The organism is Proteus faecis, from assembly GCF_003144395.1.
GTDB lineage: Bacteria > Pseudomonadota > Gammaproteobacteria > Enterobacterales > Enterobacteriaceae > Proteus > Proteus faecis.
The window spans coordinates 125,785-145,044 of sequence record NZ_PENZ01000051.1 but is presented as its reverse complement, the minus strand read 5'-3'; the positions used below and the strand labels follow the sequence as shown (position 1 = coordinate 145,044).

The following is a 19,260-nucleotide window of genomic DNA, read 5'->3' as shown; positions in this document are numbered from 1 at the left end:
GGGGATATTTTACAAATATTGTAGGTGATAACCTTAAATAGGCTAAATAAAGTTATTTAGCCTAAGTTAACATCTGTTTTTAGAATAACCCTTTATCTCGTAAAATATGAAGATCTTTTTTACGACGAGTAAAACCAGTACGGTCAAAATACTCTAAGATTTGTACTGCTAACTTACGCCCAACAGATAACTCATCACGGAAATCCGCGGCAGTGACACTGCCATTGCTCTCATTATATTTCACAATGATAGATGCAAATTTTTCCATTGATTGGTGTGTATAGTAGCGGTCAGCAATAATTGGAATAATTAAACCTAATTGTGCCGCTTTACGTAATAATGAGCGGATCACTTTCTCATCATTTTTCATTTCATTGGCGAGATCACGTACCCACCAAGGTTCGGATTGCTCAAAATAGACTTTAGCATTTTGCCATAGCGCATCTTGTTCTGGAGAAAAAGCAAGACCATGAGTTGGAAGGTGAAGCCAACCACGACTTTGGCTAATAGCACCTTCTTTACGTAATTGATCAATTAGGTGATAAACCAATTCATCATGATAAGTAGGTAGTGCCATCCGTTTTAAACGAGAGCGCCCAATTCCCATTTGATCATTATGTTGTTGGTGATATTCCTCAAGAGTGTTGAGTAATTTCTGTTTTGCGTGATCAGCATTCTCTTTAGAAAGAATGACACCAGCAACGTTGATTAGATCAAATGTTTCTAATAATTGAGTCAGTGCATTTTCGGTTAATTGCTGAGCCCAAGAAAACTGACTTAGGGAGATCTCACCTTTTGGTAAACATAACGCTAACTTGGCACTGACGCTGTCTGCATTATCAAGTTGGTGTAACCAAGCTAAGAATTCAGCTTGTCGTTTCCCTCTACGTGGCGAGTGCAAATATAAGACTTTTGCTGCGGCTAAGGTACGTTGAGCACTGATATCACGCAAAATAAGTCTATCGTTATCCACCAGCCAAAGGGGATCATCAAGAATAAGCTCTGCTAACTGTGGCGTTTCATGAGCATCATTTAAAAGAGCAACACGGCCCGTAATATGGCGTGTACCATGATGAATATGTACAGGTTGCCAATGCTTTAAAGGTTCATCGGCAATTAAACTGACTAATACTTTATGGGATTGATAGTTAGGCGCTTGAGAAAGTAACCAGTCACCACGAGAGACGTTTTCTTTACTGACATCACCCGTGATATTTATTGCAATACGATGACCCGCACCGGCACTCTCTACGGGCTGATTTTGTGCATGTAAGGCTCTTATTCTTACTGGCTTATCTGCGCCAGTTAGCCAAAAAGTATCGCCAACAGAAATTTGTCCCGCAAGTGCAGTTCCTGTGACAACTAATCCTGCTCCTTTAATACTAAATACACGATCTATTGCTAAACGAAAACGCTTATGCCATTGAGGGTGTTGTTGTGCTTTCTGATGAAGATCAACAAGATAGTCTCGAAGCGCTGAAATCCCCTCTCCTGAGGGTGCTGAGGTGACAAAAAAGTCAGGTTTTTGCCAACCTAAATTGGCTAACATATCTGTTGTTTGTAAACGAACTTCTTCAATTCGTTCTGCTGTAACACGATCTGCTTTGGTGAGGATAACGGTAACTTTAGGACAGCCAGCAAGACGTAAAATAGAAATATGTTCAATGGTTTGAGCCATAACACCATCGTCACAAGCCACAATTAATAGTGCATGAGAGATCCCTCCGATGCCAGAGAGCATATTTGACAGAAATTTCTCATGACCAGGCACATCGACAAAACCGATTGAAGTACCATCGTCTTGACGCCAATAGGCATAACCTAAATCAATGGTCATGCCTCGTTTTTTCTCTTCAGGTAAATGGGTTGTATCTACCCCAGTAATGGCCTGTATGAGTGTGGTTTTTCCGTGGTCTACGTGACCTGCTGTTGCAAAAATCATAGTAAAAGTGCCTGTATTAATGCATTTTCATCCTCAAGACAGCGCAGATCAAGCCACAGGCGACCATCAGTAATTCGACCGATAATCGGTTTTTCTAAATTACGCCAATGCGCAGCTAACGCATCTAACTGGCTACCTTTGCCATCTTTGGCTTCAAAAGTCAGTGCTGTACTGGGTAAACTTTCAATAGGTAACGAACCGCTGCCTATTTGAGAAGCACATGAGGATATTGTGATATGGTAGCTATTCCCATAATATGCCTGAAAATGAGGCAATAACCGTTGCGCCATATCATTAATTTCTGTTTGTGTCCGAGTTAACAAACGTAATGTTGGGATTTCAACAGCCATTTTCTCAGGTTGCTGATAAAGGCGTAATGTGGCGCCTAAAGCTGCTAATGTCATTTTATCAACACGTAATGCGCGCTTTAGAGGATGGCGTTGAATAGCCTCAATCCACTCTTTTTTTCCTAAGATTATCCCTGCTTGCGGGCCACCTAATAATTTATCACCCGAGAAGGTAACAAGGTCGATGCCTTGTTGCAGATAATCTTGAGGCATTGGCTCTGAAGGTAAACCTAATGCGGCTAAATTAGTCATTGAGCCACTGCCTAAATCGATAGCAGTTGGTAAGTTCATCTCTTTACCAAGTGCAGCCAGTTCATCGCCATGTACTTCCGCTGTAAAGCCTTGAATACAATAGTTGCTAGTATGAACTTTCATTAGCAAACCTGTATTCTCATTAATAGCGTTACGATAATCTTTAAGGTGAGTACGGTTTGTTGTTCCTACTTCTTTTAGTGTGCAACCTGCTTGCGTCATCACATCAGGAATACGAAACGCGCCACCAATCTCAACTAATTCGCCACGAGAAACAACAACCTCTTTATTAGGGGCAACGGTTGCAAGCATCAGTAAAACAGCTGCAGCATTGTTATTAACGATACAGGCATCTTCTGCCCCCGTTAATTCACATAACAAATCAGCGATAGCACGATCACGATGTCCTCTTGAAGCACCATCAAGAGAATACTCTAAGGTTGCTGCTGAGCGCATAACTTGGCTAACCGCTTCAATAGCGGACTCAGCCATTAATGCACGCCCTAGATTCGTGTGTAAAACGGTACCTGTTAAGTTGAAAACGGGTTTAATCGAAGATTTTCGTTGTAATGTAATCCGATTTTTTAACTCATTTGCCCAATGGTTATGCCATTGTGGTAACTCGTTTTCTTGCTGAATAATGATACGCGCTTCTTCTTGTAACTTTCGTAAATGCTCTGCAATAAATGTCTGACCATAAGAAGCCACTAAGTCTTGAATATCTGCTTGATGCAGTAGCTTATCAATAGAGGGTAGTTGACTATAAAGTGAGCGCATATCATTTGTCATGCTAATACCTAATTATTATTCATTTGGGAACAGGAATGGATTAATACTACTACGAGCAAAGCCTTCTTCTTCCATTTTTGCATCAAGAACAATAGACGCTAAATCGTCAGCGACAGCATCCACATTGGCATCTTTTTCTTGATATAAAATTTTCAGATAGCTTCCACAATCACCACAGCTTTCTGCTTTCACTGGAGCATTTTCGCTGTCTAAAGACCAGTAATTTAATTTACCTGTTAATTCACAGTTGGTGCATTTAATGCGTACAACATGCCACTGTGTTTCACATAAATTACAGTGTAAATAACGCAAACCTTGTGTTGTACCGATTTGTACCATGCTTGCCACAGGCATACTGTTACAAACTGGGCAGAATTGACGATTTTCACCGTATTCTGTTTTAGCCTTACCTGGAATATTTGCCGCTAATTGTGCCCAGTAAAGAGACAATGCTGCCCAAATAAACACAGATTTATCTGCTGAAACTTTTGAATATTCATCATTGAGTAATGCCGTTGCCATCTCTTCTAATTCATTTTCAGAAGCTTTAGCGAGATTTTCTAAAGTGATAGTGGCACTTTCAGGTACAACAGGGCGTAATTCAGCAATAATCGAGGTTAATAAAGCATGCCAATGTTTACTGCGTTTGAAGGTTTTTCTATCTAAAGGTGCTACACCAATTTGCTGTGTAAGAAGTGGAGCAAGATCAATGGTAAGTGGATTGTCATGAAGTGCTTTTTCTTGAGCCTTGACAATTTCTGCCGCAAATTCAAGGTAGTCTGCGAAAGGATTATCTTTTGCTAGTGTTTGAAAACGTTCAGCACGACGTTGATAAAGGTTTTTCAGATTAGGGAATAATACGGGTGGAATAAAGCTAATCCCTTTTTCTGATTGCTCTTTACCTAATTGCTCTTTAGGAACGATGCGAATACTCATAACGTTCTATCTTCCTATTATCATAAATTTTATAGTGAATACCCACAGGGTTTGGCTTCAGAATAAATCAAAAGCAAACATGAAGCCATGACAGTGGGTAATAATAGTGTGTTATTGTTCTTTTACGTCTTAACTGTGGGCGTAAATTGAATAAAAAACGGAGGCTAATCAAGCCTCCGTTTGTTCAGAAATACACTTTAAGGCATTATTTCTGTGACTTCTTTTCGGCTTCTTTTTTCTCTTCTTCGAGAATTTCACGATACCAACGAGGATGGTGCTTTTTAGCCCAACCACGAGTTACCCAGCCTTCAATCATGCTACGAATTGAACCTTTTACCCAGAATGCCGCATAAGCGTGAACAAATACGGTGATTATCAGTAATATTGCTGATAATGAGTGAACTAATAAGGCAATTCTAATAACTGGGATCGAGAAATATTCAGCGAAATAGGGACGCCAAATGATAATGCCACTGACAGTGAGTAAGATAAGGCTGATACTTAACATCCAGTAAATGCCTTTCTGACCTAAATTGTAGTGACCGATATCGCCAGCTTCTTCATTTTGTAGCACTTTATGAATATTTTTAGCCCAGACTAAATCATCTTTATCAATAAAGTTGTACTTCAAGTATCTGAAGAACATAAAGATAAAGAGAATTGCCATAGCACTACCCACAAACGGGTGTAACAGACGTGACAATTCTGGTGTACCTAAAATATTCATGAACCAGTTCAGAGATGGGAAGAAGAAACCCAATCCGCTGATTGCTGTGAACAGAAAGACAATCACAACGACCCAGTGGTTTATACGCTCTGATGCGGTATGGCGAAGAATTTTATCACCTTTCTTCTTCATCATTTCTGCTCCTCCTTATTCACAGAGGTCTGTGTTTTAGAAGATGCTTCCATCTCTTTGAGTGCTTCTTCTTCATCTTCTTCAGTTGTACGGTTTGGACCGACACCTAAATAGTGGAAAATAGCGCCCGCGAAGGTTGCGGCAAAACCAACAGCAGCCAATGGTTTCCAGATACCTTTCCAGAATTTAACGGTAGAGCTAATTTCTGGATTTTCTGGTAAACCGTGGTACAGATTTGGTTTATCAGCATGATGGAGAACATACATTACGTGTGTACCACCCACACCTTGTGGATCGTAAAGACCCGCTTTGTCATAGCCACGAGTTTGCAGTTCTGCAACACGCTCACCAGCAAGATTGATCATTGCTTCTTTCGAACCAAAATGAATTGCACCTGTTGGGCAAGTTTTCACACATGCAGGCTCTTGACCGACTTCTACACGATCAACACATAACGTACATTTGTAAGCACGGTTATCTTCTTCATTAATGCGAGGTACATTAAAAGGACAACCAGCAATACAATAACCACAACCAATACAGTGTTCTGATTGGAAATCAACAATACCGTTAGCGTATTGAATGATTGCTCCTTCTGCTGGACAGGCTTTTAAGCAGCCCGGATCAGCACAGTGCATACAACCATCTTTACGAATTAACCATTCCAGTTTGCCGTTCTCTTCAACTTCAGAGAAACGCATCACTGTCCATGATTTTGCTGTTAGGTCAGTTGGGTTATCGTAAACACCGACGTTTGTGCCAATTTTATCGCGAATATCGTTCCATTCAGAACAAGCTACCTGACACGCTTTACAGCCGATACAGGTTGTTACGTCGATAAGTTTTGCCACTTCTTCCTTGTAATCCCGCACCTGAGGCGCGGGAGTGAGGGAATTGGTGGCAGAGCGACGAATAATGTCTTGGGATTGCAGTGACATAATTTATCTCCTTACACCTTTTCCACATTAACAAGGAACGCTTTAAACTCAGGCGTTTGTGTATTCGCATCACCAACGAATGGCGTTAACGTATTTGCAATAAAGCCTTTCACTGCAACACCTTCAAAGCCCCAGTGAATAGGAATACCAATGGTATCCACTTTGCGCCCATCAACATCAAGGGTTTTAATACGTTTAGTGACCACCGCTTTCGCTTTGATATAACCACGTTTTGAGCTGACTTTAACGGTATCGCCTTGAACAATGCCTTTTTCTGCGGCTAAGCGCTCACCAATTTCAATAAATTGTTGTGGCTGAATAATCGCATTTAAGCGTGCGTGTTTAGTCCAGAAGTGGAAATGTTCTGTCAGACGATAAGTTGTACCGACATATGGGAACTCTTCTGCTTTACCCATATCTTTCCAGTCATCTTTAAAGATACGCGCCGCTGGATTTGAAACTACATTTGGATGCAGTGGGTTAGTACCCAATGGTGTTTCAATTGGCTCGTAGTGCTCAGGGAATGGACCTTCTGCCATCTTATCGATAGCAAACAGACGACCCATACCTTCTGGTTGCATAATAAATGGACCGACATCAGAACCCGGTGCAGCGTTGCTATAGTCAGGTACATCAATACCCGTCCATTTGCTGCCATCCCATTCGATTAATTTACGTTTAGGATCCCATGGCTGACCTTGTGGGTCTGCTGATGCGCGGTTATAAATAATGCGACGGTTAAGAGGCCATGCCCATGCCCAACCCAATGTATTGCCTAATCCTGATGGATCGGAGTTATCACGGTTAGCCATTTGGTTGCCTTTCTCTGTCCAGCTACCTGCGAAGATCCAACAGCCACTGGCCGTTGTACCATCATCACGTAATTGAGCAAACGAGCTAAGCAGTTGACCTTTTTTCAGAATGATATTGCCATCAGCGTCTTTTAAGTCGACTAATGCTCTACCGTTACTTTCTTGTGCAACTTCTGCGGATGTTGGATTATCAGGATCAAAATAATCCCAAGTCATATTCAACACCTGTTCTGGCATCGCACCGCCTTCTTCTTTGTAGAGTTGGCGTAAACGATGGAAAATACCAGATAAAATCTCAGCATCAGGAATAGCAACACCTGGGGCATCGCCCCCTTTCCAGTGCCACTGTAACCAACGACCAGAGTTAACGATAGAACCATCTTCTTCTGCGAAACAAGTTGTTGGTAGACGGAAGACTTCTGTTTGGATCTCGGCTGTTTTAACGTCGTTCTCTTCACCGTGGTTCTGCCAGAAACACGCAGTTTCAGTGTTTAGCGGATCCATTGTGATAAGGAATTTCAGTTTTGATAATGAACGAATAACTTTGTTCTTATTCGGGAATGATGCAACTGGGTTAAAGCCTTGGCAGATATAGCCGTTGACTTCACCTTTATCCATCATGTCGAAGTATTGTAGAACGTCGTAAGGTTTGTCCCACTTAGGTAACAGTGAGAAGCCCCAATCATTATCACGTTGAGCATTATCTCCATAGAATGTCTTCATCATACTAACGAAGAATTTAGGATAATTGCCCCAGTAGTTAACTTGTCCCGGTACTGTCGCTTTTGGCGTATTCGCAGCTAAGTAGGTTTCTAATGTAGTCTGTTTTTCAGAAGGCAGAGTCAAATAACCTGGTAAGCTTTGAGATAATAGACCGAGGTCAGTCAAGCCTTGAATATTAGAGTGACCACGTAGTGCGTTAACACCGCCACCAGCCATACCCATATTACCTAACAGTAATTGGATCATTGCCATGGTACGAATGTTTTGAGCACCAACAGTATGTTGGGTCCAGCCTAATGCATACAGGAAAGAGGCTGTTTTATCTTTCGCTGCGGTTTCAGCAATATATTCACAGACTTTTAAGAAATCATCTTTTGGTGTACCACAAATCTGAGTAACCACATCAGGTGTGTAACGACTAACGTGTTGTTTTAACAGATTCCAGACACAACGAGGATGTTGTAATGTGGTGTCGCGTTTTGCGAAACCATTTTCATCCATCTCGTAGTTCCAAGTGGTTTTATCGTATTTACGTTTTTCTGCATCATATCCGCTGAATAAACCATCATCAAAATGATAGTCTTCACGGACAATTAAGCTCGCATTGGTATAAGCCTCAACGTATTCTTTTTGATATTTCTTATTTTCGAGCAGATATAAGATAACGCCCGATAAGAACGTAATATCAGTACCAGAACGGATAGGCGTATAGAAATCCGCAACAGCCGCAGTACGGGTGAAGCGAGGGTCAATAACAATGAGCTTGGCGTTATTATGAATTTTAGCTTCCATCGCCCAGCGGAATCCCACAGGGTGTGCTTCTGCCGCATTACCGCCCATAACGACGATAAGGTTGGCATTTTTCATATCAACCCAGTGGTTGGTCATCGCACCGCGACCAAATGTTGGAGCAAGACTTGCTACCGTTGGTCCGTGTCAGACACGCGCTTGGTTATCGACAGCCAGCATCCCAAGAGCTCTTGAGAATTTTTGAGTTAAAAACCCAGTTTCATTGCTTGCTGCAGAGGCGCAAAGCATACCGGTAGTTAACCAACGGTTGACTTCTACACCTTCTTTATTGAATTTTTGGAAGTTGGCATCGCGGTCTTTTTTGATTAAGCGCGCAATACGATCAAACGTTTCTTCCCATGAGAGTTTTACCCATTTATCCGAGCCGGGTGCACGGTATTCTGGGTGTTTTAAACGACCTTCACTGTGGATAAAATCCACTAGACCAGCACCTTTAGGGCATAATGCACCGCGGTTTACTGGATGGTCTGAGTCACCTTCAATATGAAATATCGTTTCTTTTGCGTTTTTGGCGCCATCGCCCAGACTATACATTAATAGTCCACAACCGACAGAACAGTACGTACAGGTATTGCGGGTTTCGCGGGCTCTCAGTAATTTATACTGACGTGAGCCTGCTAGCGCAACTGCTGGTGCAAAACCGAGCGCTGCCGCTGTAGTACCTGCCATACCGCCAGCACAGATCTTAAAGAACTGCCTTCTGCTGACCTGCATGGGGTCTCTCCTCATCATACATTGCTTTTACTGACTCTAATTTTCTTCACGAAAATGGAGCTGATTGTTTTTTTATCCCTATTATCCCTAATAGGATCAGGTTCATTGCCTGATAGGTAGTGTAAAATCGTTTTTACCCGTATTGTTATTATGTATTAATAAATTTAGGAATTCATCTTATGGATGAAACAAAATCGACAAAATTGTTAACTAAACGTGTAATCGTTGGCGTAGATCAAACAATTGTGCAACACAAAGGATCTCTTAACAGACAAGAAGACGATTATATTGCACTCGAAGTTCCTGTTGCATTAGTGTACAACGGAATATCTCACGTCGTTATGATGGCAAGCCCTAAAAATTTAGAGTTGTTTGCTGTCGGATTTTCTTTATCCGAAGGCATTATAGAATCTTCTAATGAAATTCGCAGTATCGAAATTGTGGAAAGTTGTAACGGAGGTATTGAAGTTCAAATTGAATTATCAAGTCGACGTTTTATGGGATTAAAAGAGCGACGACGCAATATGACAGGTCGTACTGGCTGTGGTATTTGTGGAACTGAGCAACTAGAAGAGATTTTTCGACCTATTACTCCGTTACCTTTTACACAAACTTTTTCACTTTCAAATCTTGATAAAGCTTTAGAGCAGATGACCACTGTTCAAGAAATCGGTGAACTGACGGGATGTACACATGCTGCTGTTTGGTTGTCGCCAGAAGGTGAAATGCAAGGCGGATGTGAAGACGTTGGTCGTCATGTTGCGCTTGATAAGCTTTTAGGCATGAAAGCACAAGAAAAGTGGAATGAAGGCGCGGTATTAGTCTCTAGTCGAGCCAGTTATGAAATGGTACAAAAAGCCGCAATGTGTGGCGCAGAAATTTTATTTGCTGTTTCTGCTGCAACCTCTTTAGCTGTTGAAGTTGCTAATAAATACAATGTCACGCTGGTGGGTTTTTGTCGTCGCGGAAGAGCAACGGTGTTTACTCATCCACAGCGACTGACTAATTAAGCGCGTGCAACATCCAAAGGTTGGGTTCAAGATAAGTACCATATTGGCGTTGAATATCAATACTAACCGGTGCAAGCCCCATAGGAATGGCATAATCACCACTCATTGGAAATCGTAACGAAGTCCATTGTTCTCACGTTTCTTTTGAAGCTTTTGTTTTCATCGACTGTGGGGCTATTTTGATAATCATTGCACCGAAACGCCAGTGTGTACGTATTCAAGGGTCAAATGGCTTATTATCGTTATTCTGCCATTGGCAATATTCTTCATAGTTAATTTACTTATTAAAACGTAGTAACCAATTTATGACCATAAAGCACCTAATTTGTAATCCCACTCTTTAGGCTTGATGGGGATACGCCCTGCATTTGGGGTAAAGGTCATTTCACTAAAGATGAGCTTATTTTCAGACATTAAAAAATCAACTCGACAATAATTAAAGTTATTTGCCAGTTTAGCGGCTAATTGCAACATAATTTCAAATTGTATTGGTTTTTCAATAAGTTCTGGTGTGTTGGGATCTTCTAATGTGATAGGTTGTAACTGCCAATTTGCATCATACACATTTATATATTCATTCCCTTTGGTATCAGAAATATCAATTTCCGCATAATGGGGCTGACCATTAAAGCAGTGAAGACGACAAGTCGTTGGTATCATTGGATTTTGTGTATCAAATAAATCAATATATTCTTCACAGATAATTTTAGCTTTGATGTTTTTATAGTGCCATTCACGAGTGACGGGATAGAGATTACGTTTTAAATGAAATTGAAGCTTTTTCTTTGCTTTTTCAAAATCAAACGTAGCTTTATTAAGACAAATAATTGTACTGCCACTATCGTGATTACATTTGAGTACAAAACGTGAAGGAAGTTGAGTGATATCGATTTCATCAGGATGAGAATAGGTGTTAATGATAGGAACCAGATAGCGAGAACCAATCTTTTCTGCCACATAATCTCTGACTGTAATTTTATCTGCTAAGCGCGTATAAATTGGATTTCTATCGAATAACATACGCGCATTGATTTTTTCATTAAGTGATGCCGGTGTTTTAAAATTTGGCTGATAACCTAAGTTACGAATAAACTTATTTTTTAAATATATACGGTCAGGCAATGCAATAGTTCGGAACTGTTTGAAATAATATTCTATGATTTTCATAAGTGAATGATTATGTTAGATAGATAGGTGAAATAAAAACTCCCTTTTCTTAAAATTAAACTTTTCTATAAAGAAATAATTAAAGAGAGTACTATCATTGGTTGATCTTATTATGATGTTTTTTATTTATATAAAATTAGAAATCATTAACGTAAGTTAATATTCAAAGTATATATTTTAATAAAAGAAAAAAAGGTGACATTAAGAGAGGGTTAACAAAAAGGAATATTGATTAAGAGTATATTAATTTGATGACCATTTAGTTATATGAATTGGTTTATCCCAATTATTAAAGCGTAACCCTTTTCCTGTTCTATTTCCGTGAGCATCTAATATCTCATAGTACTCTTCAACGATTTGGCTACGACCACGTTGCCATTCGTTAGTTGTTGCAAAAGGATCAATTAAATAGATATCACCGACAACAGTATATAACTCACCTAAATAGCGAACTTTTTTCGTACTACTATTTGAATAGTGAGAAAACATGATTTGGTAGGTTTTATAGTGTTCTGGCTGACCATAAGGGCCATACTTCATTGCAATATAACGAATACCTTGAAGGTCAGAATGGTTTGCACCGCCCGGAACAGGCATATCTGGCGTGATATTAAAAAGAGTATATCGAGAAGTTGTAGCTGGTTGCCTTAATGCTTGTCGATAACTTTGTGTATCTAAACCTGAGGCCGTCCATGTTCTATCCACTAAGCCATCTCCTGCCATACAGGAAACAGATAATCCTAATAATGAAAGAATTATAAATAGGGACTTAGCAGACATAAATACTCCTTTATTGCCATTATGATGCCAGAAAATAAGGTACTTGTTCCGCGAAACAGAGGCATAGAAGCCTGTTATTTCTTGCGGTTATCTTATTTCATTCCAAAAGGTTATCGAAAAAAGCAAGTAAGTGATTACCCTTTAAACAATAAATACGTTCTCCTATTTGAAAAAGAGAGAAGGTTTTATAGGTAAAAACGTATGAACACATCTAAAACATTACGCGTTGCTACAGTACAGTTTCGATATAAAGCAAACGACAACACTTTTATTTTGTGAGTATTTTGGGTGCTCGTTAAAGAATAATCTCAATTTAATCTATTTAATTTGCTTATCAATGTATCGGTATTGGTTATTAATTTTATTTAATTATTCTGTGTTAGAATAATTAAAGGAGAAATAAGATAGGATTAATAATTAAGCATGGATACCCGTTTATTGAATGCTTTTGTTGTTTTAGCTGAAACAGAACATTTTGGTGAAGCTTCCTCAAAGCTTTGTATTAGCCAACCGGCACTCACTAAACAGATAAAAACACTGGAATCTCAGTTAGGTATCACGCTTTTTCAGCGTGGACGTTATGGTGCAAAATTAACGCCTGAAGGACAGTATTTACTGAATCAATCTCAATCAGTTTTAAGAGAAGTTCGCGCTCTAGAAAAACAAGCTCGTCAATTAAGTGAACCCCAAAAAGCAGAGCTTTATGCAGGATTTGGTTTGTCTTCATTAAATTTTATTACACCATTATTGGCAAAGTTTAATCAGGTTCATCCTGATATCACCGTTCATATTGATGATATACCTTCTAACATAATGGAAAGTAAATTACTTTTAGGAGAACTTGATCTCGCATTTTCACGCTTACCCGTTACAGAGCCACTTAAGGGGATTTCATTAGCACAAGAGCGATTGATGTTAGCGATTCCAACACAAAACATTATGGTGTTAGAGATTGAAGATGATCCATTACACTATTTTAATACGCTTGGGCTTATTCAGCTTGTTCCAGAAAAAGAAAAAAAACTACATCAACAAATAAATGCTTTTCTAAAATATCATCAAATCGAGCCTCGTGTATTACAACAATCGCAAGATATTCAAACGCAGTTAGCGTTAGTTGCTGCTGGATTAGGAATGGCATTGGTGCCTAAAAATGCAGAGCTTATTTGTGATAAACAAAAAGTGACTTTATTGCCACTGTCTGATCTGTATACACAATGGGAAATAGGTGTTATTTGGAATAATAATATTAAAAATAAAGATCGTGATCTTCTTATAAATATAATTTCTGATGAAATAAATAAAATATAATGAATGAAAATAATCTTTAATTTCAGAAATGATTATATTTTTAATGCGTGGGTTATAATAAATATAAAACATCTAATAAATATCAATTAGTTTTAAAACGAATAAAGATAAATAATTGCGAGTTTGTTCACAAAAATAAACATAAAATATTTATTTGTTTCTTATGTGTTTAAATAAAAAACCAAGTTAAATCATTCAATTAGTTTAATTCTCATAATATAAATAAGGTTAATTAAAATCTCAGTAATTAAAATGTGTTATTTACAATGAAAGAGATTTATTTAATATTACCTACGCCCGAAACAGCAAGCTTTATATTCGTAAGTGAAGCTGTAAAGATAAAATATTAATATCTCTGTAAGTGGCTACTTATTATTTTTAATAAGTAGCCACACCCTCAAACTAATAATATGGAAATTATTATGAAGAAACTGAATAAACTAACATGTGCACTGTTTATATTAATGGGGACTCATACTGTACAAGCTGAAATTCATTCTAATCAAAGCGGGTCGTTAACGACGATGGAAGTGGGGGCAAGTGACCCTATGCAACGTGGTGATCATCAAATGCCTGGTGGTGCACCAGGTGTGGGTATTAGTACAGTAGGAGGTGGAAAAAAAATTGGTTTTGCTTCGTTAACCTCACCAAGAATGAGTGGTGGAGCGGACAGTCATGGTGTTTATACTATCCAACCTAATGCTAATTCTCCTGCAAGTCACAGTAATATGGGCGTTTTTCACTTTGCCAAAATCACAGATGCCAATGTCTATTTTGGTGACTGGGCAAAAACAACATCAGCAACAGATGTAACACATCAAACCTATTATGTGGGTAAAGATGTCACTACCACATTGCCGACAGATAGCGCGACTTATACGGTAACGGGTATTAGCCAATACAGCGGCAGTAACCTACTTTCAGGTACGTTTGATGTTGATTTTTCTCAAAAGAAAATTGAAGGTTCATTGGCGAATAGCCAACGCACAGTTGAGTTAGAAGGTGGAAATCTTTATACCGCCAATAACCAAGTGACGTTTTCGGCAGATGCAAAAGAGGGCACAACATCAGGGATTGTTGAAGGTGCCTTTTTTGGCGAAAGTGCTGAAGCGTTAGCGGGTATTGTGGTATTTAGTTCGGATCACACAAAAGATATTGGTTTTGGTGGTGCGAAAGAGAGTAGTGAAAGTGAAGAAATAACAGCAAGCACGGATGCTTCTTAATTTTTTCAAAAATAATATTATAAATTTGTTTGGTCATACAATCGGTTAATTCTTTAAAAAGTGGTATTAGTGGTCATTAAGCTAAATGTTAGCAACAGATAATCAGGTATAGGGTTATCTGTTTTTTTTTATCAAAAATAAACCGATCTTAAGGAATAGGTCGATTTTTATTATAAGGATATACCATGCGTTATTATCAAAAACGAATGGAATTAGCTCTTATTATCAGCGTGTTATTTATTCCATTAAAAGTTAACGCCAAAGAAAATAATGCTATTTTATTCTCCTATTCTTCATCTCAACACCAAGTTGCACAAATAGGGCAACAACTTTATCGTGCTTTACAGCAACAGCAGTGGAAAAAGGCTGAAGAACTACTACTGGAGTATCAACAATTACCTTTACATGAAACATTATTAATTGATTACGCTAAAGCGCTTTTAGCCCAAACAAAAGGTGATTTTTTAAATGCTGAATTTTATTATCAGCAGCAACTTAAAAAAAAAGCCGATTTTATCCCAGCGCAAACAGGGTTAATTCAACTTTATTTTCATCTGCGAGAGTATAAAAAAGCACAACTACAACTCAATCAGTTGAGCAATATAGTTGATTTACCTAAAGATATTATCCAATCTATAGAATTTTATAAGGTTAAGCTAGCCTCTTATTTTCAAGGTCAACGTTTCTATCAACTAAGCTTTTTTTATGATGATAATATTAACCATGCACCTGATTTAGCAGAACAAGTTGTTTCTCAATCCATTCAAAGAAAAGTGACGCTAAGAGGTGCTAAACCCATTGTATCAACAGGACTTGCTCATTATTTTTCTTTTTATCAGCCTGTTGCTATTTATTCTCACCATACTTTTTCTTCTTATACTTATGCACGATATGTCGATTATCACTCTCACCGTAGCGCTAATTTTTTTGCGTTATATACACAATTAGGTTATCGCTATCAAAAACCTCTATATCAATGGTCAATAACACCTTATTACGAAATAAAAAAAACACCAACTCAATATGAATATCAAGCATGGGGAAATGAAATACAATTTTCTTATTTTATTAATAAAAAGCAAACTATTAATTTAAGTTTGGATTATAAAATAAAGAAATATCAAGAAGCGTTAAATAGTTTAAATAGTCAGCGAGTTAGTTATAGTGCTAATCATAACTACTATTTTAATAATAGAATACACTTAGTTAATCAATTAAATTATCAATTAGAACACAAAAAAAACACTTTATTAAATTATCATCGACATGGTATAAAAACTGGCGTTCATTATCCACTGTCAGTAAATTGGCATATATCTCTTTTTTTACAGTATCAATTTAAACACTTTAATAACTATAATCCTTTTTTAAAAAAGAGAAGAAGAGACAATGGTTTTGTTTTTACAACCAATATTAAAAATAAATCACCTTTTATTTTAGGGTTTTACCCCACAATAGAGTTCCGTTATACCCGAAGATTAAGCAATGTGGATTGGTTATATCAATATCAGCAACATGAAGTGTTATTTAAATTAGAAAAACAATTTTAATTGAATAAGTAACTTCCATTATTAATTTAATAGGTAAAACAATGCATATTATGCTTTTTAGAAAGCGGAAAATTGTTTCAATCTTCATTTCTCTATCGTTATTTTCTCCTTGCTTTTATCTGCAAGCTAAAGAAGATAAAACCGATCTTGGTCATATTCAGATCTCCGATAATAAAGAAAAAGATACACAAGGTTACTCACAAGTTTATGAGAAAGATGTCTCTAATGTTTATTTAGGCAAAGAGCTATTAGAACGTTATCAAGGTGTTTCTCCGGCAGATTTATTAAAAAGTGCCATTGGGGTTTATAGTGGTGAAGCTCGTAATGGTGGCGCACTTGATCCTAATATTCGCGGTATTCAAGGGCAAGGGCGAATTCCTGTTACTGTTGATGGGACAGAGCAAGCAATTACTGTTTATCGTGGGTATAGTGGTGCCTCTAATCGTAACTATATTGATTCTAATTTGATTAGTAGTATCTATATTGAAAAAGGCCCTTCATTAACCCCAGATATGAAAACAGGTATTGGTGGCGGTATTGCGATTAAAACCCTAGATATCCGCGATATTGTGCCTATTGGTGACTCTTTTGGTATTAATTTTAAAGGGGATATGAGTAATAACGCTACACGGTATAAAGAAGTTTATTTAAATATGATTGAAGATTATCGCTATTATCCGAAATTCTATCAGCAAAGTGCTTACATTATTGATCCTGCCTTAGAAATCACACCTCAAAAAAGTAAAGTACAAAACTTTCAAGATTATTCATTTCGTCTTGGGGTAGGTTTTGAAGAGGAAAACTTTAACTTATTATTTGCTTATGCACTACGAGAAAAAGGAAATTACTTTGCAGGAAAAAGAAATGCCAAAAATTATAGTGAAACAGATAAGGATTTACTTGAATCAGTTCATGTAAAAGATGGGGGAAGAAATTTTGAGCCTTATTTACCTTTTATTGCTCATATTTATCGCCCAAATAATGAAGTACCGAACACTTCCAATCGCAGTCGCTCTATTTTAGTTAAAGGAACGTTATTTCCTGAATTAACGCACCGTTTTTCCATTAATTACCGATACACAGACTTACTGTTTGGCGATATTATGCCATCACGTTTAAGTTGGGTTCGTTATGATAAAAATTTAGTGAACCAATGGCCTTTAGGAAATATTACACAACAAGCGGGAGTATTAACCTACCAATATAAACCAGAAGATAAACAAACTGATTTATTGTTACGGCTATGGGGTAATGTAACCTCAGGGCATACTAATACTCGAGGTGGTAAACCGAGAGAGCCAAAACAAGTTGATTCGTTTTCTAATAGAAATACTGAGTGGAGACTCAGTTATGATACGGGATTTATTGATACATCTTCTCTTTATCAAGAGAATAATCGTTATGGCATTGATTTCTCTTCGATATTTAAATTATCACCTCAATTTTCCATTTCATTTTCCAGTCATTATCAATTTGAAAAATTAGATAGCGATGAATTGGAATTACCTGAAGGCTTTGATTTTGTTACCTCCGGGCGAGCAGGGCAACGTCATGAAATTAATTTAGCCATTTCTACTGATTGGAAACCCCTTTCTTGGTTAGCCATTACTGCGGGAGGGAAATACCATTATTATCATTTAACAGATACCTTTTTAAATAATAAGCGACAGAATAACGTAAAAGGTTATGAAAAATCCCCTTCAATAAGAGGTTTTATTCTTCCTTATCGACGAACATTAACTGCGGAGGAATATTTATTATATAGAGCTTACCATCGGGTGGATGTAGAAAGCTTACCTGAAGAGCTTAAAAATTTTCGGCGTCATCCAGAAATACATAAAAAAATACGTGAGTTTTTACTCTCTAAATTTGTTTATCCTGAATATGAAAAATTATCACCTGAAATAAAAGAAAAGATTATTAATCATCATAAAGTTAATAAAATTCAAGTTCATATGATGCAAGATGATTTTCTTCGTGATGAACAAGGAAATTTAAACATAAAATCTTCTCAAAAACGCCCTATGACCACAGAATATACAGTCTTACTTTATGATAAAAATGGCGAATTATCTAAAAGTAAAAATATGTTCTTAAGTAGTTATGTTGATATCAATGAAAAAGTGCCCGATCCAATTATAGGTAAGTTAGTTAATAAATATGAAATGGGTGTAACAAATCCAATCCCTATTTATCTTGATGATGATAAAGATAATTTTGCACCGGAGCCTAGCTATCAGCATGGGGCATTTTCCCCTCTAGTTTCTGCAACGGTGTATGCCAACGAGATATTACGCTTTTATGGGCGCTATACCGAGCAACTGCGTTTACCTAATTTATTTGAAGACACCAGTGGTTTTTCGGGGTCAAAAGCTCGTTATTACGGCTTTAAATTAAAACCAGAACGCGCCAAAAGTACAGAATTTGGGGTTGTGTTTGATTTGACCGATTGGCTTAATGTCGAGCGCCATGCTGATATTAAAATAAATTATTTTCATACCAATATTGAAAATGTGTTTGATAGAGATGGGAATTGGCAAATTAGGCAATTTGAAAAACAAGTATTAAAGGGGATGGAAGTTCAAGCGCGTTTTGATAACGGTTTTATTTTTATGGATACAGCTTTAGTTTATAGCCATAAAAATAAGGTATGCGATAAAAATGCCTTTAGTCACTATGATCCTTTTGGTTTCTTGGGCATTAAAGAGTGCATGACAGGCGGTTATCCCGGTGGTTTTTTACGTACCTCTATTCAGCCTAAATATTCGGTTAATTTACATTTAGGTACTCGTTGGCTAGATAATAAATTAGAAATAGGCAGCCGCTGGCTCTATTCATCAGAAGTAGAAAATAAAGATGAAAAATGGCTAAAAGAAAAATTACCAAGAGAAATGTATGGCCGAAATAATAACCCGATGCGTTGGGCAGAAGTCTTTACTGTTGATGCCTATATTAACTATCAATATAGCCCTAATTTATCTTTTGAAATAACGGGCAGTAATTTATTAAACGAATATTACATTGATCCATTAACGCGATCAGGTATGCCCGCACCGGGAAGAACGTTCCGATTAGGTGTGACTGCACAATTTTAATT

At 37.6% G+C, this 19,260-nt stretch carries 13 protein-coding genes; 5 read left to right on the top strand and 8 right to left on the bottom strand.

Going from position 1 to position 19,260, the window contains the following annotated elements; genetic code table 11:
• Positions 1–79: 79 nt before the first annotated feature.
• From selB to fdnG, 6 genes are all read right to left on the bottom strand, one after another.
• A complete protein-coding gene (selB, locus tag DK858_RS17795) occupies positions 80–1,942 on the bottom strand; it encodes a selenocysteine-specific translation elongation factor (RefSeq protein ID WP_109398543.1) in 1,863 nt (620 codons plus the stop codon).
• Positions 1,939–3,330: an L-seryl-tRNA(Sec) selenium transferase gene (gene selA, locus DK858_RS17790; RefSeq protein WP_109398542.1), complete on the bottom strand. Its 1,392-nt coding sequence runs from the start codon at positions 3,328–3,330 to the stop codon at positions 1,939–1,941. The genes selB and selA overlap by 4 nt, the downstream gene beginning before the upstream one ends.
• A 15-nt stretch (positions 3,331–3,345) precedes the next feature.
• Positions 3,346–4,266: a formate dehydrogenase accessory protein FdhE gene (fdhE, locus tag DK858_RS17785; protein WP_109398541.1), complete on the bottom strand. Its 921-nt coding sequence runs from the start codon at positions 4,264–4,266 to the stop codon at positions 3,346–3,348.
• A gap of 205 nt (positions 4,267–4,471) precedes the next feature.
• Positions 4,472–5,128: a formate dehydrogenase cytochrome b556 subunit gene (gene fdoI / locus DK858_RS17780; RefSeq protein ID WP_109398540.1), complete on the bottom strand. Its 657-nt coding sequence runs from the start codon at positions 5,126–5,128 to the stop codon at positions 4,472–4,474.
• Entirely contained in the window at positions 5,125–6,063 is a 939-nt protein-coding gene (fdxH, locus tag DK858_RS17775; RefSeq protein WP_109398539.1) for a formate dehydrogenase subunit beta, read from the bottom strand. The genes fdoI and fdxH overlap by 4 nt, the downstream gene beginning before the upstream one ends.
• Positions 6,064–6,074: 11 nt before the next feature.
• Entirely contained in the window at positions 6,075–9,122 is a 3,048-nt protein-coding gene (gene fdnG / locus DK858_RS17770) for a formate dehydrogenase-N subunit alpha (RefSeq protein WP_109406960.1), read from the bottom strand.
• A 179-nt stretch (positions 9,123–9,301) separates the two neighbouring features.
• On the opposite strand from fdnG, the gene fdhD reads away from it, so the two are divergent.
• A complete protein-coding gene (gene fdhD, locus DK858_RS17760) occupies positions 9,302–10,132 on the top strand; it encodes a formate dehydrogenase accessory sulfurtransferase FdhD (RefSeq protein WP_109398537.1) in 831 nt (276 codons plus the stop codon).
• Between the two features lie 303 nt (positions 10,133–10,435).
• Here the strand turns inward: fdhD and DK858_RS17750 are convergent, their stop codons facing one another.
• On the bottom strand, positions 10,436–11,299 hold the full coding sequence (locus DK858_RS17750; RefSeq protein ID WP_109398536.1) for an ATP-grasp fold amidoligase family protein: 864 nt from the start codon (positions 11,297–11,299) through the stop codon (positions 10,436–10,438).
• 243 nt (positions 11,300–11,542) lie between these two features.
• The gene (umoA, locus tag DK858_RS17745; protein WP_109398535.1) at positions 11,543–12,079 is read right to left on the bottom strand and encodes a UmoA family flagellar biogenesis regulator; all 537 of its coding nucleotides are present in this window, start codon (positions 12,077–12,079) and stop codon (positions 11,543–11,545) included.
• A gap of 423 nt (positions 12,080–12,502) precedes the next feature.
• On the opposite strand from umoA, the gene DK858_RS17740 reads away from it, so the two are divergent.
• The 4 genes from DK858_RS17740 to DK858_RS17725 all read left to right on the top strand — a co-directional run bounded on the left by DK858_RS17740 (position 12,503) and on the right by DK858_RS17725 (position 19,258).
• Positions 12,503–13,390 (top strand): LysR family transcriptional regulator, encoded by an 888-nt coding sequence (locus DK858_RS17740; RefSeq protein WP_109398534.1) that lies wholly within the window; start codon positions 12,503–12,505, stop codon positions 13,388–13,390.
• Between the two features lie 422 nt (positions 13,391–13,812).
• Complete coding sequence (locus tag DK858_RS17735; RefSeq protein ID WP_109398533.1) at positions 13,813–14,613, top strand: Slam-dependent surface lipoprotein; 801 nt, start codon at positions 13,813–13,815, stop codon at positions 14,611–14,613.
• Positions 14,614–14,798: 185 nt separating this feature from the next.
• Entirely contained in the window at positions 14,799–16,163 is a 1,365-nt protein-coding gene (locus DK858_RS17730) for a surface lipoprotein assembly modifier (RefSeq protein ID WP_109398532.1), read from the top strand.
• Positions 16,164–16,204: 41 nt separating this feature from the next.
• Positions 16,205–19,258, top strand: a complete 3,054-nt coding sequence (locus tag DK858_RS17725; RefSeq protein WP_109398531.1) for a TonB-dependent receptor domain-containing protein — start codon at positions 16,205–16,207, stop codon at positions 19,256–19,258.
• Positions 19,259–19,260 lie beyond the last annotated feature (2 nt).

What these genes read in the sequence shown, in the direction of transcription:
- umoA (WP_109398535.1), bottom strand. Translation starts at nt 12,079, where the DNA reads ATGTCTGCTAAGTCCCTATTTATAATTCTTTCATTATTAGGATTATCT.
- DK858_RS17725 (WP_109398531.1), top strand. Translation starts at nt 16,205, where the DNA reads ATGCATATTATGCTTTTTAGAAAGCGGAAAATTGTTTCAATCTTCATT.
- DK858_RS17750 (WP_109398536.1), bottom strand. Translation starts at nt 11,299, where the DNA reads ATGAAAATCATAGAATATTATTTCAAACAGTTCCGAACTATTGCATTG.
- fdoI (WP_109398540.1), bottom strand. Translation starts at nt 5,128, where the DNA reads ATGATGAAGAAGAAAGGTGATAAAATTCTTCGCCATACCGCATCAGAG.
- fdhD (WP_109398537.1), top strand. Translation starts at nt 9,302, where the DNA reads ATGGATGAAACAAAATCGACAAAATTGTTAACTAAACGTGTAATCGTT.
- DK858_RS17730 (WP_109398532.1), top strand. Translation starts at nt 14,799, where the DNA reads ATGCGTTATTATCAAAAACGAATGGAATTAGCTCTTATTATCAGCGTG.
- DK858_RS17740 (WP_109398534.1), top strand. Translation starts at nt 12,503, where the DNA reads ATGGATACCCGTTTATTGAATGCTTTTGTTGTTTTAGCTGAAACAGAA.
- selA (WP_109398542.1), bottom strand. Translation starts at nt 3,330, where the DNA reads ATGACAAATGATATGCGCTCACTTTATAGTCAACTACCCTCTATTGAT.
- fdxH (WP_109398539.1), bottom strand. Translation starts at nt 6,063, where the DNA reads ATGTCACTGCAATCCCAAGACATTATTCGTCGCTCTGCCACCAATTCC.
- DK858_RS17735 (WP_109398533.1), top strand. Translation starts at nt 13,813, where the DNA reads ATGAAGAAACTGAATAAACTAACATGTGCACTGTTTATATTAATGGGG.
- selB (WP_109398543.1), bottom strand. Translation starts at nt 1,942, where the DNA reads ATGATTTTTGCAACAGCAGGTCACGTAGACCACGGAAAAACCACACTC.
- fdhE (WP_109398541.1), bottom strand. Translation starts at nt 4,266, where the DNA reads ATGAGTATTCGCATCGTTCCTAAAGAGCAATTAGGTAAAGAGCAATCA.